This window comes from Parapedobacter brassicae (genome assembly GCF_051400755.1).
GTDB lineage: Bacteria > Bacteroidota > Bacteroidia > Sphingobacteriales > Sphingobacteriaceae > Parapedobacter.
This window is the reverse complement of sequence record NZ_JBLFFL010000008.1, coordinates 17,062-31,989: the sequence shown is the minus strand read 5'-3', so window position 1 is coordinate 31,989 and position 14,928 is coordinate 17,062. Positions and strand designations below refer to the sequence as shown.

Sequence of the window (14,928 nt, the reverse complement as noted above, 5' to 3'; positions counted from 1 at the left end):
GTATCTGTACGTAATTTCCCGGGGCATTTTGAGCCGGTAGTCGTAACTTATCGCCGCTCGCCGATCTGCTGCCGCCACATGGCATAGTATAGGCCCTTTGCCGCCACGAGTTCATCATGGGTACCGGTCTCGGCAATCCCTCCCTTTTCCAATACGATAATACGGTCGGCATGCATGATCGTGGATAGCCGGTGTGCGATCAATACCGTGATCTGCTCACGCTCGCCCGATATGCCCCGTACCGTCTCTGTGATGGCCTCTTCGGTGATGGAATCCAGGGCGCTCGTTGCCTCGTCGAAAATCAGCAGGCGGGGATTGCGGATCAATGCACGGGCGATGGAGATGCGCTGCTTTTCGCCGCCGGACAATTTCAGTCCGCCCTCGCCCAGCATCGTGTGGATGCCCTTCTCGTTGCGCGCCAGCAGTTGGGTGCAGCTGGCTTTGTGCAGGGCTGCGACGACTTCGTCATCCGTGGCGTCAGGCTTTACAAACACGAGGTTGTCCCGGATGGTGCCGGCAAACAGTTGGGTGTCTTGCGTCACAAACCCGATCTGCCGGCGCATTTCGTTGAAGCGCACTTCTTCGGAGGGGATGTCGTTGAATAAAATCTTGCCCGATATCGGGCGGTATAATCCCACCAGCAGCTTGACCAAGGTGGATTTTCCAGAACCCGACGGACCTACAAATGCGATCGTATCGCCGGTCTTGGCTGTGAATGAAATGCCATCTATGGCATTTTGGGAGGCCGTCTTATGCCGGAAGACGACGCGGTCGAAGACGATCTCATCCAGCGAACCGATGGGCACCGGGTCTTCGGGACGGTGTTCAATAGGTTTGTCCATCAGGCTGTCAAAGAGTTGGATGGACACCTCGGCTTCCCGGTATTGAACAATGATGTTGCCGATATCTTGCAGCGGCATGAAGATGGAAGTGGAGATAAACTGCATGGTAATCAGCTCGCCGGGGGTAAGCATTTCCCGGAAGATCAGCCAAAGCAACGTGAACAAAATGGATTGCCGGAGGAGATTGAGGGTGGTGCCCTGGAGAAAGGAGAGAAAGCGTACCCGCCGTGTTTTGGTCATCTCCAGATCATAGATGGTCTGCGTATGCTCGCGCATACGGCGGATTTCAGGAAACGTAAGCCCGAGGCTTTTGACGAGTTCGATGTTGCGCAATGATTCGGTGATAATGCCCGACATCCGGGTCGTCTCGCGGTTGATGCTCCGTTGGGTGGTCTTGATTTTGCGGCTGAGCATACCGGTGATGGTACCGATGACCACAAAGCCGATGACAAAGATCGGAATCAAAGCCCAATGCTTGGTGATGGCATACCAGATCAAGAATCCGAAGCCCACCAATGATGAAAACAGGATGTTGATGGCTGAACTGATGAACCGCTCGGTATCGGTGCGCACCTTCTGCAAGACGGCAAGCGTCTCGCCGCTGCGTTGCTCCTCAAACTCCTGAAACGATAGGCGCAGGGTTTGCCGCAGCCCATCATTGAAGATCTGCATGCCGAAGCGCTGCACGGCCAGGCGCATCACATACTCCTGAAACGACCGGCTCAGGCGAGCGAGCAGCGCGATGGCAATGGCTACGAACAACCAGAACAGTACGCCCTTGACCAGTTCCTGCTCACTGCGGCCGCCCATGTTGTTGGCATAGTCATCGATGATTTTGCCAAAAATGATTGGATCGATCATTGATAGCAGCTGGGCCACGGCAGCCAATGCCAAGGCGAGGTAGATGGGGCCGCGCTGTGGCTTGAGGTATTTCCAAAGGATCTTCATGCCCGCTTGAGTTTCCGCTCCCCAAGCATCCAGGTTGCTTTTTTCGGTGGCTCTAATTTGATGCTGGGCGAGCCTTCGGCATATTTGCGCATGTGGGCGACTACCTCTTCTACCGAGTCGGTGAAGAGGAGGAGGTCCATGTCTTCGCGACTGATGGTTTCTTCCTCCATCATGCGCTGCACATGGGCGATGATCTCCTTGTGGAAGCCCACGCCCATCACGACGATGGGGAACCGCTGGATCTTGCCGGTCTGGATCAGTGTAAGGGTTTCAAAAAACTCGTCCAGGGTGCCAAAACCTCCCGGCAACACGATAAAGGCAAAGGAATATTTGCGCAGCAGTTCCTTGCGGACGAAAAAGTATTCCATGGTCACAAACCGGTCGAGGTAGGGATTATGATGCTGTTCATGGGGCAGCATGATGTTGCATCCTACGGAGAGTGCCCCGGCATCCCTCGCACCGCGATTGGCCGCTTCCATGATGCCCGGACCGCCGCCGGTCATGATGGCGAAGCCCAATTTGCCGATCTCTGCCGATACCTGACGGGCTAGTTCATAATAGGGATGGTCTTCTTTGAAGCGCGCTGAACCGAATACGGTGACGCAGGGACCGATGAAATGCAGTCCCCGGAATCCTTTGATGAATTGCATGACCACGCCACCGACGTATTTGAGTTCTTTCCAGCGGGCGCGCGCACCCTCCAAGAATTTCTTTTCTTCCCTGAAAAACGCGTTATTCATGGTTATGTATTTTGCTGGTTTACCAATTCGGTGGCTTCCTGCATGATCCTTTTCTTTTTGCGGGGGGCGCAGTCGAGCGCCTCCAGCTGGGTTTCATCATCAAGCAGGTCTTTCACCAAGATGCACCCACGCGTCAGCAGGTTATCTTTCTCTGATTTGTTGAGGGTGGTCAGGCACGTGATGGGGTATAGGCTCGCGTTATCCACGCGGCGTTTGATACTGCTCTCCTCGGGATAATCCCACGCCAGCAGGTTCAGTCCGTAATGCTGCGCGAAATGGATGGAATCGGAGGTCATGTACGCGTTGGTGACCAGCCAACCGGCGGTAAACGGCAGCTCTTTGCCGAAGAAGGAAAACTGACGGCCCTCAAAGTCCTTCACCCTTGACAGAAAATACATGGGTGTCGTCACCGTGATCTTGGCCTCTTCGGTGTTTCGGAATTTGCATTCCACCAAGAGCATCTCGTTGTCCTTTTGGGCCACTACATCGATCTCGTGGGTGACCGAATTGCCGACAAGCAGCTGGCCGGTGATGGTCTGGTAGTCTACATGCCGGAACAGCTTGGCCACCCACTGCTCGAAGTAGTAGCCCGCTGGTCCGAGGTCTTTCAACGCCCGTTTGAGGCTGTAGCGCGCCGCGAAGGAATCTGCTTCCCGCTTCAATAAGCGGAACGCAAGCCTGTAAAGGTCGCGCGTGTGCATCCCGTCGTAGACCATGGATTTCATCGTATTCCACACGCCGTCCACGACATCGGGGGAGGCGCCTGATTTGGAGAGCGAACCTTTCAAACGATTTAGATCGAATTCAACCAGTTCACCGGAGTGTTTCTTCACATGCATAAGCCGGATATTTTTATGCGGCAATATGCATATTTTTTATGCGGATGTCAAATGTTGGTTTTACACGGCGGCGGGCCGGGGTTGCCAGCGCTCCAGCAATGCCGGTAGCTGGCTGAAATCCCCGATTTCGGCATCGGATATTTCCAGCTCATCGATCCCCCATTCTTCCCAGCCCATGACGTTCAGCCAGATGGTCTTGCAGCCGACGGCCTTTGATGGCAAGATATCCCGGTTATAAGAGTCGCCCACGGCAACGCATTCTTCCGGGGGATACCCCAGTCGGCTTACGCCCTTTTCGTAAATCTCGGTATTGAAATGCATCGCGGAGGTGCTGGATTCCACCACATCGGCAAAATACTGTTTAATGCCGAATTCGGTCAGTACCGCATTCAAATTGCCGTAGAAGTTGGACACTAGCACGATCGGGAAGGTGTTGGACAGGTTTTCCAGGATCCGTTTCGTACCCCTGAGCGTACGGAGCGCCAGGCTATTGCATTCCTTGGCAATGGTTTGGACGCTGCTGTAGTCTACCTGATACCCTTGCCCGGCGAGGTAATCGAATTGCTGCGTGATCTTGTGCACCAGCACATCCAGAAACACGTGGGTGGGTTTGATGAACGACTGGGCGGCCAATACGTTTTCCGAATGGGTATACGCCCTGTTGAACATCGCTTTATCCAAGCCGATGACATGTTTTTGGAATTTGTGCCACAAGATGGCACCCCAATGTTGCCCATTCGTATCAATGGTGCCTTCGTAGTTCAATAGAATACCTCTTGTTTGCATAGTGTTGCGTAGTTAACAATTCGTTTTGACTTTTTGTTTTAATAAGTCAAATGTAAAAAATAATCCGGTCGTTCGATCCCGCTTTGTCAGCAGACGAGAATAATGACCAATAAATTACAATCCTCCGTATAAATAGTTATAAGCCCTTGTTTTTCAGCTGGTTTTTCGGTAGTTAAAGATCGCCCACCCATTCAGCACGGCAGCAAATGCCAGCATGATGCCCAGGTGCGGAAAGATGGCGTCCCATCCGCTGCCTTTCAGCACAATCATGCGCATCACCTCCACCAGGTAGCCGACTGGATTCAGTGCAGCGACGGCTTTGGCCCATGGGGGCATGCTGTCGATGGAGGTGAACAGTCCGCCCATGAGTATAAAGATCATCATAAAGAAAAACATGACGAACATCGCCTGTTGCTGCGTGTCGGTATACGTGGATATCAGCAGTCCGAAGCCCAGGACGACCAGCAGATACACCCAAATAAACCCATACATGGCCAGCATGTCGCCTTGGGGTACAATGCCATATATGAGCCAAGAAACCAATAAGCCAAGGGTAAACACCACATTGCCCAACACCCAAAAGGGTATGAGTTTGCCGAGGATGAAATGATGTTTCCGGATCGGCGTCACATTGATCTGTTCGATGGTGCCGATTTCTTTTTCCTTGACGATGTTGAGCGCAGAGAGGAACCCGCCGACCATGGTGACCAAAATGGCCAATATGCCCGGCACCATGAAGAACTGATAGCTGAGCAGGGGATTAAAACGGTTGGAGGAAACCACCTCGATCGACGGTAAGGACTGGAAACGGTCCACCGTCATCCATTCCATGCGGATATCTTGGTTATAGTCACGCAGGATGCTGGACAGGTAGGCGCCCCCTAAGCCGGCCTTCGTACCGTTGATGGCATTGATCGCCAGGAATAGCGACTGTTCTCCTTCGCGGACCAGATCGCGCTCAAAATCACGTGGTATTTCCAGCGTAACGTCCGTCCGGTCCTGTTCGATCAGGCGGTAGGCCTCCTTCATGGAAGCATGATATCCCTGCAACCTGAAATAACCCGACGCCGTGATCTTATCGATCAGTTTCCGGGAATACGGAGAGTGGTCGTGGTCGATTACCGAAAGATTGATGTTCTTGACCTCATAGTCCGCCGCAAGCGGCAAAATAATGAGCTGCATGATCGGCATCACCAAGATCAGCGCCAGTATCGCCCGATTGCGGAAGATCTGCCGAAATTCTTTTTCCAATAAAAATCTAATCGTTCTCATTTTTTTATCAACCATTAGCTATCGGCTAATAGCTATAAGCTACCTATCCATATTCCTTCTGTCCTTGTTCTATCATTACTCCAGCCGTATCTTAAAACTCCTGAGGCTCACGATGAAGAAAAACAGGGTAATGCCGCAGAGGATGAGCGTTTCCTTCCAGATCCCTTCGATGCCTACCCCCTTGATCATGATGGATTTCACGATGATGTAAAACCATTTCGCCGGTACAATGTTTGAAATGATTTGCAGCGGTATGGGCATGTTTTCGATGGGAAACATAAACCCGCTGAACATCACCGTGGGCAACATCATGCCCATCAGCGAAATGAGCATGGCCACTTGTTGGGATCCCGTCTTGATGGAGATGAAAATGCCCAATGTGAGGCAGGTGATGATGAACAAGGTGCTTTCGGCAAACAGCAGCACCCAGCTGCCCACCACGGGCAATTGCAACACGAAAACACTCATCAGCAGGATGGACAATACGTTGATGAGCGAAAGGATCAGATACGGCACCGCCTTTGCCAAGATGACCCATACGGGTTTGAACGGCGATACCAACAGGATCTCCATGGTGCCCATTTCTTTTTCCTTGACGATGGAAATGGCCGTCATCATTACAGACACCAGCATCAGCACCAACGCCATGACGCCCGGCACAAAATTGGGAGCCCCTTTCAATTGCGGGTTGTATAGCATCCGTATCTGGGGCGTGATCCGGTAGGGGAGGTCGGCATTTCCGGTTAATTCCGTTTGGTAATCCTGGATAATGGATGATACATAGTTGGTCAGCGTAGTGGCCTGGTTCGGGTCTGACGCATCGGCGATGACCTGTATCTGGGCGTGATTTTGATGGTAGAGGTCATCTTGGAAGCCGCTGGGAAAGACAATAGCCAGTTTAATCTGGCCTTCCTTGAAGGCCGCCTCCATGCGATTGCGGTCCATCACCTCCTCCCGGAGCTCGAAGTAGCTGCTGGCTGCCAAGCGGTCGATGACGTGCCGGGACGCCTCATCCCGGGCCTGGTCGATCACGACGATCTTGGCGTTTTTCACCTCGTTGGTCAGTGCAAATCCGAAGATCAGGATCTGCGCGAGCGGCATGCCGAATAAGATGAGCAAGGTCCGCCGGTCGCGCAACACGTGGTAAAACTCCTTCCTGATGAATGTGATGAACTGTTTCATGTCCGCTTACTCCTATTCGTTATTTTTCGCTCCCCTGGCCAACTGATAAAACACACCGTCCATGGAATCCGCGTTGAATTGCTGTTTCAACTCCCCGGGAGTCCCCAATGCTGCAATACGGCCATCTACCATAATGGATATGCGGTTGCAGTATTCCGCTTCGTCCATGTAATGCGTGGTGACAAACACCGTGATACCATTTGACGCCGCTTCGTAAATCATCGCCCAGAACTGCCGCCGGGTCACCGGGTCTACGCCGCCAGTGGGTTCATCAAGGAACACGATGTTGGGTTCATGCAAGATCGACACCGAAAACGCCAGCTTCTGTTTCCACCCGAGCGGCAGCTCGCCGACCAGCTTCTTCCGCTCCGCTTGCAGGCCGAGGCGCTCAATCAACGTTTCGCTTTTCGATCGAAGTGCTTGACTGCCCAATCCGTATATGCCGCCGAAGAAGCGGATGTTTTCCAGCACGGTGAGGTCTTCATATAAGGAAAACTTTTGACTCATGTAGCCGATACGACGTTTGATGTGTTCGGTCTGCCGATAGACGTCGAACCCGGCGATGCTGGCATGGCCCGACGACGGGGTCGACAAGCCGCATAACATCCGCATGGCGGTGGTCTTGCCGGCACCGTTGGCACCGAGAAACCCGAATATCTCGCCTTTATGCACCTCAAAAGTGATTTCGTCTACGGCGGTGAAATCGCCGAATCGCTTCGTGAGTTTGTCCGTTTTGATGACCGCTTCTTCCGTGTTCATATCGTCAGCAGTTTAATGAAGCAATCTTCGATGGTGGGCGTGATGGGGATCACCGTGACGCCTTCAAAACCCTTATCGACCAAGAATGCTGTCAGGTCTTCCCCGAAGTGATCCCCATCCATGCCCCGCGCATCCACATGGATATACTCGCCAAACAAATAGCTATTAATAGGCGAAGCATACGTGGGTAATACGTGGATAAGACGCGGCATATCCCCGGCTTTCACGGCATATAGCGGACTGTCAAAATTGCTGACGATCGTTTGCGGGGTGTCGATGGAGAGGATTTTCCCGTTTTGGATCAGCGCGATGCGGTCGCACAGGGTGGCTTCGTCCATGTAGGGAGTGGAAACCACCATCGTGATGCCCTGCTGTTTCAGGCGCTTGAGCATCTCCCAGAATTCCCTGCGCGATACCGGATCAACACCGGTGGTAGGTTCGTCCAGAAAAAGCACGGTGGGTTTATGGATCAGGGCGCAGCAAAGCGCCAGTTTTTGTTTCATCCCGCCGGAGAGTTTGCCCGCCCTTCTCTTTTTGAAAGGAGCCAGCTGCACGTAGATGTCTTCGATGAGGTGGTAGTTCGCTTCCACGGTCGTGTTGAAGACCGTGGCAAAGAACCGCAGATTTTCTTCGATGCTGAGATCCTGGTAAAGCGAAAACCGGCCCGGCATATACCCCACCTTGCTGCGGATCTGCCGGTAATCGTTTACGATGTCATGCCCATCCACTGTGGCCGTGCCGCTGTCGGGAACCAACAACGTAGTGAGCATCCGGAAAATACTGCTTTTGCCCGCGCCATCCGGACCGATGAGCCCGAATAGTTCACCTTTTTCCACGGAAAAAGACACGCGATCCACTGCTTTCACCGTGCCCTTGTTGTATGTCTTCGTGATGTTGTTTAGCGTGACCATGTTTTTCTCGGCTGTCAGCTGATCAGCTTTTTGGCTATTAGCTATCGGCGTATCCTTATTCCTTATTCCTTACTCCTTACTCCTTACTCCTTACTCCTTATTCCTTACTCCCCCTATCAAACCTCACCTCCCCATACATGCCGATTTTCAGCAGGCCGTCGTTTTTGACACGGATTTTGGTCGCATAAACGAGGTTTTCCCGTTCATCCTTGGTCTGGATGGTCTTGGGCGTAAACTCAGCCTTGTCGCTGATCCATTCCACCACACCGGGATAGTCGCGGTATTGACCATCCGCGCTGTCCACCAGTACCGTTACCGGCTGGTTGAGCCGGAGCTGCGCAAATTGCGGTCCGGTGACGTACGCACGGAGAATGATACTGGAAAGGTCGGCGATTTTATAGAGCGGTTTGCCTGCCGAGGTCATTTCGTTCACTTCGGCGTACTTGACCAGCACCGTGCCCGCTATGGGGTTGGTGATGCGGCTTTTGGCCAATTGGTCTTCCAATTGGGCGATCTGGACTTCCAGGGGGGATGCCTCCTGGGTCAGGCTGGATGCCGTGATGCCCAATGTCGACCGCTGCGCGGCAAGTTGTTTCTGGATGACCGCTACCTGCGCCTCGGCATCATCCAATTGCTTAGGGGTGGCGGCATCGGCCTTCACCATGTTAGCCACCCGTTGCCGCTCGCGGGTAGCTTGTGCAAGTTGCTCCTGCAAGGCGGCCAACTGCGCGGCCGTGTTGGGCCGCTTGCTCAGCACGGCGCTTATTTGCGACTGAAGCTGCTGTTTTTTGAGGTAAAGCTGGGTGGTGTCGATATAGCCCACGGCTGCCCCCGCTTGGAGTACTTGGCCCTCTTCAATGGCCAACGCTTTGATTGCGCCTGTGGCTTCGGCGGAGACGATGGTTTCTACGGCCTCGAATGTCCCCGATGCGTCATAAGCCTGCTGGTTATTGGTACAAGCCGCCAGGAGGAGGGAGGCGATCGCTAAGGTCTTTACATTGTTCATATTCATATTAATTTCCGGTGGTGTATTGCATGTCGTACAGGGCTTTCAATCGTTGAATCTCATGGAGGATCCTGGCTAGCTTGGCATTGTCTTCGGCGTTAACCTCCTGCATATAGTCGGCCGTGTTGATCACGCCGTTTTCGAGCTGCGCGAGGGCAGCGGCTTTCACCGAGGTGCGAAGGCGGATGATCTCATCGTCGTGCTCCAGCAGTTCCGCCCATTTGGCTGCTTCGGTATGTTGCTGCTTGAGCGAGAGGTCGGTGTTGAATAAGAACGCTTCCTTTTGCACGTCTATGCCCTGTTGCCTGATGTCCAGCAATGCCTTTTCTTTCTTCAGCGTATAGAGGCCCGACAAAGGGACGCTCAGGCGGATACCGCCGTAATAGTAAGCATCTAAATCGTTGCTGAGCATGTTCAGCGCCGGGCGCCCGATACCACCCTGTAGGAATAGCCCGAGCTGAGGCAGGTTTTTGGCCGAAAGCAACCGGCGCTCAACCGCGATGCTGCCTTGCTGCCGCGTGTACCACTCCAGTTCCGGACGATTGATGTCCAGCGAGGGTTGTACGGTTTCCGGTGTTTCCAGTACGGTGTGTTCATCCAGCGTTTGGTTGACGAATAGGCTCAGCATGTGCAGGTAGGCATTTCTTGACGCCCGCAGTTCCACGGCACGCTGCTGGGCAGTAAGCAGTTCGGCTTCGAGCAGATTTCCGCTGCTTTTTAACGCCGCACCGTTCGCGATAGCGGCCCGGGTTTTGGCGAGGCCCGCCTGAATGTCTTTTTGTACGAGGTCGTTTTGCGCAAGTTGGGCGTCCAATAATAGGATACCGAAGAACAATTGATTCACGCGTTCCTTCAGTTTATGCAGCTCGACTTCCAGCGCTTGCTCTTCCACGAAAGCACGGGCTTCAATGGCTTGCTTTTGCAGGTTGGTGGTGCCACCGTCGTAGAGGCTTTGGTTGACCTCCCCATACAGCTTATATTGGTCTTTACTCAAGGCAGGCACATCTATGCCCGGTACCTGGATGGGGATCTGCGTCACCGCTGATTGGTACGTGGCCTGTCCATTGATGTTGATCTGGGGCAGGTAGCGCGCGTTGGCTTGCTCGATGGAGTACGCGGCACTCTGGCTGATCAGGTTACGCTGCTTCACCAACGGGTAATTTTCAAAAGCCAGGGCATGGCTTTCGTGGAGGGTCAGCCTTGCTGTCTGTGCGTGGGCTGTCAAATGGAAGAGCATTGCGACACAAAAACCGATCAGTAGGAGATAGCGCGTCATTTTGTTTTTATTTTTTGAATTAATCATTTGATTAATATTGATGCAAAAAAATAGCTCATGTTGTTTCCAGCATCGCTGCAAACCACTTTTTAATCCATTGTTTTCGTTCCTTCATAATCGCGGTAATTTCTTCCGATCGGATGCCGGTAATCAGTTGCAGCAAGGGTTTGCCGATAAACGGAAAAATAATCAACCCCAGCATATTGAAAATAAAATGAATGGGGTTCAAATCGGGTCGCCTTTCCTGCAATTGTTTGAAAAAGGCGGAATCCACGATTTTGGTCTTGGTGTTGATCAATGTTGCAAACCGATCAGGATTGGATTTGATCTCGCCCAATACAAATAACGGGATATCCGGATTTTCGAGTAAGGCGTCGATGTAATGCTCCGCGATGCGCTCCACCTTCTGCTCGATGCTGGTTTGCTTATCCATCAAAACAGGAGCGATTTTGCCAAGCAGGATGTGCATCTTTTCCAGGATCACGATTTCGAAGAGTTTCTCTTTGCTGCGGAAGTAATAATTGAGCAAGGCCAGGTTGATACCCGCGGCTTCAGCAATGTCGCGTGTGCGCGTGGCTGCATAACCCTTCTGCGTGAATACCTTGCGGGCAGCTTCCTTGATTTTCTCCTCCGTACTGAGGTCCCCTTTTACCTTCTTGATCGTTGCCATTGTATCGTTTACGAGGCAAAGATAAGAGGTGATTTTGATTTAACCAACTATTTTAATCATTTGATTAAAAATATATTTCTCATACGGTATTTCACTTGGTTTAGGGTGCCGTATCGTCAAGAAAACGCAGGAGCATCGGCACGATGAAATCCGTGTCTTGGTAGCCGGGGCGCAGCGTGGTAATTTCGCCCATATAGGCACCATGCCCGCCCGGAATGATGGCCAAACGGCTGTTGGGAATCAGCCGATGCATTTCCACGGCATGTTCAGGCGTCATCACATCGGCATCACCGATAACGATCAATGTCGGGGCCTGTATGTACCGGATCTGCTCGTCAGGGATGTCTTGGAAGTTGACCATTCGCTTAGCGCTCTTGTCATGCATGGTTTGGAGGTTTCCGGGCTCAGGGGCAACTGCGGCATAGGCGTCTTTGTATAGCTGCGGCATATCCTTGATGGAAGCCTGCTTCATGAACTCCCAAAATTGAGCAGGCACACCGTCGCGTTTGTACATGGCTGACGCGATGATCAGTTTATCCACCGTTTCGGGATGGCGGATCGCGATCTGTAAGGCTGTTGTACCCCCGTTGCTGAAACCGAAGATATCGGCCTTGGCCACCTTCAGTGCTTGCAAAAGGGCCGCCACGTCGTCGGCATCCTGCTCAAACGACAGGTCGGCATCCCGGTCGCCTGTCCGGCCGTGGGCTTGCAGTTCGACACCGATCACCTGCCGGTGTGCGGCAAGCTGCGGAATGATCCGGCCAAAGGATGTCTGTATGGTGGATCCTCCGCCATGGATCAACACCAGTGGCTTGCCCTTGCCATAAATCTCATAATACATCTTCAGCCCATTCACGTCGGAATAGCCGCTGTTAAAGGTGATACGATCCATCTCAGTAGTTTTTGAATGGTTTTCTGCATCCCTGCTGCCTGTACAAGAAGACAGCAGTAAAGCGATTAAAAAAAGCTGTTGTATGGTGCTGTTCATCATGGGTCAGCCATGGTCCGATTAGAAGGGGATGGTCACGGTATTGGCGTTCAGTCCGCTTGTCGTACCGCACGTAGCGTCTATGGTGACACCGGTAATGGTGCTTGCATGATCGGATGCGAGAAATACCGCTATCCGCGCAATTTCATCCATCAGCGGAAGCCGCTTAAGCATGGTGTCGCCCGCTATCTTGCTGATAAACAGGCTAGCCACTTCGGGGTCATGTCTCATCGCTTCCACAAAGGGCCTGGAATCCGGTGAACCGGCGGATCGGATGTTGACCACGCGGATACCGGCCGGCCCGACTTCGGTTGCCAGATCCCGGGAAAAGCTTTCGATGGCGCTACAAGCGGGACCGAAACCACCTACCTGTGGGTAGCCGATTCCGCCGGGCGTAGCGGTGATGGATAGGATCACACCCGCGCCTTGCCTTGACATGATCGGTACCAGCGCTTTTGCGGTCAGGAAGTGGGAGCGCATGGCGATGGTAATGGGCCGCATAAAGTCGTCGAGTGCCATATCCGCTAACGGTATGTTTTGGGTATCCTCCAAGCCGATGGCATTGAAGGAGATATCAATCTGACCGGCCACCTCCATCAGCCCGGTCAGTTGGTCCACTATCGCCTGTCCGTCGCAGGCATCCACAACGGCTATTTCGGCATTGCCGCCTGCCGCCCGTATACGGACTTGCACGGCTTCCAAAGGCTCCTTGGTTCGGCCCGCAAGTAGTACCACCGCGCCCTCATCGGCAAAGGCTTTCGCAACGGCACTGCCGATGGACCCGCCTGCTCCATAAACGATTGCTTGTTTGTTTTTCAGTAACATCAGCTGCAATATTGGTTACTCGCAAAGTTAAGTAGCTGGCTGTAGAAAAGTGGGTAGCAAAAAGGACAAACTGGCGGGGAAAATGCGACAACCGGTCAGCCTACCTTACTGACTTCCATTCCCACCCACACCAAGGCCACGCCCAAAACCACGCTGAGCAGGGTGTAGGCAATCGCGGTGAACACTTGCTGGCTTTCGATCAGCTGCAGGTTTTCATGGGCGAAGGTGGAAAAAGTGGTGTAACCCCCGCAGAAGCCGGTGATGAGCAATAACCGGAGATTGCCGCTGGCAGATGGGGCCTGGTTGAACAGGCCTGCCAATAACCCGATCAGGAAACAACCGGAAAGGTTGACCAGCAATATCGGAAGCGGGAACGTGCCGTGAACGAACCGGCTGGTCAAAACCGATACCAGAAACCGGAGCATGCTTCCGACGGCTCCACCTATTCCTACGGCAATAAGTTGTTTGAACATGGTCACGGCGTTACAGTTGATCGATGGGTCGACGGAGATTGATGCCAAGCGTTTTGAACTGGGAAGGGGTGAGGCCGGTGACCTTTTTGAATTGTGCCGAGAGGTATGCCACACTGCTATATCCCAGCTGGTAAGCGATTTCGCTCAGCGTCTTCTCTTGGTAAGAAAGCAGTTCCTTCACCTTCTCCATACGTTGGAGGATGACATATTGTTCGATGGTGATGCCCTCTTTCTCCGAAAAAAGCTTACTCAGCTGCGAATATTCCTTGTTGAGTTCGTCTTGCAGCACATGGGTGAACGCGAAGTGATTGTCCTCGAGCTCATGGATATGCCGGATGATGACGGATTTGATTTTCTCGACCAGTTGCTGCTGCTGGTTATTCAATAATTCAAAACCGATGGCATTCAGCCGCTGCTCCAGATCCGCATGCTGCTGAGGCGTCAATGGCTCGGCCACGATCGCTTCACCAAGCCTTACATCCAAGGGCGTGATGCCCATCGAAGCGAAGACATCCGATACGGCCTGGATGCAGCGGGGGCATACCATGTTTTTGATGGCGACTTTCATGCAAACAAATGTAATCAAAAAAGTAAATAGAACACATCCGCCTCCATCTCAAAACAACTCCCTGCTTAGGATATAAATCCCCATGGTGAGCACAAACCAGCCGAAGCCTGCTCGCAGGCGCTCGCCCGGTATACGGCGGCCGATGATCCCGCCGATGATCACCCCGAATATGGTTATGCCCAGTATCTTCAAGAGGAAGGGCCAATCGATATAAACGTGTCCTACATCGCCGGCAAATCCCACCAATGAATTGATTGTGATGATAAACAGCGAGGTGCCGATGGCCTCCTTGATGGGAATACGGACCAGTAGCACCAGTGCCGGGATGATGAGAAATCCGCCCCCCGCCCCCAGCAGGCCAGTGACCAAACCGATCGCGAAGCCATAGGCCAGCAACGTGACGAAACGGGCTTGCCGTCCGGCGAGATCTTCCCGGTGTCCGAGGATCATCGATACCGATGCCGCCAGCATCAGCGCGGCAAAAACCACCATGATGGCGGTGGATTTCGTAAGCGTGACGGCACCTACTTGAAACAGCGTATCCGGGATGGCGGGCAATAGGTATTTCCGGACCGCAAAAACCGTTGCTACCGACGTAATGCCAAACGACAGCGCCGCCCGGATGTTCACATGCCCCCTGCTATACTGGTATACCGTTCCCGCTAGGCTGGTGAGTCCGACGATAAACAGGGAATAGGAAGTGGCCAATGCGGGTTCGATATGAAACAGGTAAACGAACACCGGAACCGTGAGGATGGAGCCGCCGCCGCCGATAAGGCCAAGGGAAATGCCGATGAAAACAGACAGAATATAGCCGATGATCTCCATTAATGGTGCGTTGGG

The 14,928-nt window shown here is 53.0% G+C and carries 16 protein-coding genes; all 16 read right to left on the bottom strand.

Translation table 11 applies throughout. The features are described from left to right. Window positions 1–47 precede the first annotated feature (47 nt). Complete coding sequence (locus ACMGDE_RS17635; protein WP_436834146.1) at window positions 48–1,790, bottom strand: ABC transporter ATP-binding protein; 1,743 nt, start codon at window positions 1,788–1,790, stop codon at window positions 48–50. Then, window positions 1,787–2,530, bottom strand: a complete 744-nt coding sequence (locus ACMGDE_RS17630; protein ID WP_436834145.1) for an LOG family protein — start codon at window positions 2,528–2,530, stop codon at window positions 1,787–1,789. The genes ACMGDE_RS17635 and ACMGDE_RS17630 overlap by 4 nt, the downstream gene beginning before the upstream one ends. Before the next feature lie 2 nt (window positions 2,531–2,532). Then, on the bottom strand, window positions 2,533–3,369 hold the full coding sequence (locus ACMGDE_RS17625) for a restriction endonuclease (RefSeq protein WP_436834144.1): 837 nt from the start codon (window positions 3,367–3,369) through the stop codon (window positions 2,533–2,535). Between the two features lie 60 nt (window positions 3,370–3,429). Then, window positions 3,430–4,155 carry an HAD family hydrolase gene (locus ACMGDE_RS17620; RefSeq protein WP_436834143.1) on the bottom strand — a complete coding sequence of 242 codons (726 nt, stop codon included), beginning with the start codon at window positions 4,153–4,155 and terminating at the stop codon, window positions 3,430–3,432. 153 nt (window positions 4,156–4,308) lie between these two features. Beyond that, window positions 4,309–5,427, bottom strand: a complete 1,119-nt coding sequence (locus ACMGDE_RS17615) for an ABC transporter permease (RefSeq protein WP_436834142.1) — start codon at window positions 5,425–5,427, stop codon at window positions 4,309–4,311. A 75-nt stretch (window positions 5,428–5,502) separates the two neighbouring features. Further along, window positions 5,503–6,609 (bottom strand): ABC transporter permease, encoded by a 1,107-nt coding sequence (locus ACMGDE_RS17610; RefSeq protein ID WP_436834141.1) that lies wholly within the window; start codon window positions 6,607–6,609, stop codon window positions 5,503–5,505. 12 nt (window positions 6,610–6,621) lie between these two features. After that, window positions 6,622–7,368, bottom strand: a complete 747-nt coding sequence (locus tag ACMGDE_RS17605; RefSeq protein WP_436834140.1) for an ABC transporter ATP-binding protein — start codon at window positions 7,366–7,368, stop codon at window positions 6,622–6,624. Continuing rightward, window positions 7,365–8,279, bottom strand: a complete 915-nt coding sequence (locus ACMGDE_RS17600) for an ABC transporter ATP-binding protein (RefSeq protein WP_436834139.1) — start codon at window positions 8,277–8,279, stop codon at window positions 7,365–7,367. The genes ACMGDE_RS17605 and ACMGDE_RS17600 overlap by 4 nt, the downstream gene beginning before the upstream one ends. 97 nt (window positions 8,280–8,376) lie before the next feature. Further along, entirely contained in the window at window positions 8,377–9,285 is a 909-nt protein-coding gene (locus tag ACMGDE_RS17595) for an HlyD family secretion protein (protein ID WP_436834138.1), read from the bottom strand. A 7-nt stretch (window positions 9,286–9,292) separates the two neighbouring features. Further along, the gene (locus ACMGDE_RS17590) at window positions 9,293–10,561 is read right to left on the bottom strand and encodes a TolC family protein (RefSeq protein WP_436834137.1); all 1,269 of its coding nucleotides are present in this window, start codon (window positions 10,559–10,561) and stop codon (window positions 9,293–9,295) included. A 55-nt stretch (window positions 10,562–10,616) separates the two neighbouring features. Next, on the bottom strand, window positions 10,617–11,231 hold the full coding sequence (locus tag ACMGDE_RS17585; protein WP_436834136.1) for a TetR/AcrR family transcriptional regulator: 615 nt from the start codon (window positions 11,229–11,231) through the stop codon (window positions 10,617–10,619). Window positions 11,232–11,331: 100 nt separating this feature from the next. Then, entirely contained in the window at window positions 11,332–12,123 is a 792-nt protein-coding gene (locus tag ACMGDE_RS17580) for an alpha/beta fold hydrolase (RefSeq protein WP_436834135.1), read from the bottom strand. Between the two features lie 117 nt (window positions 12,124–12,240). Beyond that, complete coding sequence (locus tag ACMGDE_RS17575; RefSeq protein WP_436834134.1) at window positions 12,241–13,044, bottom strand: SDR family NAD(P)-dependent oxidoreductase; 804 nt, start codon at window positions 13,042–13,044, stop codon at window positions 12,241–12,243. Window positions 13,045–13,139: 95 nt separating this feature from the next. Further along, window positions 13,140–13,517 carry a fluoride efflux transporter CrcB gene (crcB, locus tag ACMGDE_RS17570; protein ID WP_436834133.1) on the bottom strand — a complete coding sequence of 126 codons (378 nt, stop codon included), beginning with the start codon at window positions 13,515–13,517 and terminating at the stop codon, window positions 13,140–13,142. Between the two features lie 10 nt (window positions 13,518–13,527). After that, entirely contained in the window at window positions 13,528–14,085 is a 558-nt protein-coding gene (locus tag ACMGDE_RS17565; RefSeq protein WP_436834132.1) for a helix-turn-helix domain-containing protein, read from the bottom strand. 48 nt (window positions 14,086–14,133) lie between these two features. Further along, entirely contained in the window at window positions 14,134–14,913 is a 780-nt protein-coding gene (locus ACMGDE_RS17560) for a sulfite exporter TauE/SafE family protein (RefSeq protein WP_436834131.1), read from the bottom strand. Between the last annotated feature and the right edge of the window lie 15 nt (window positions 14,914–14,928).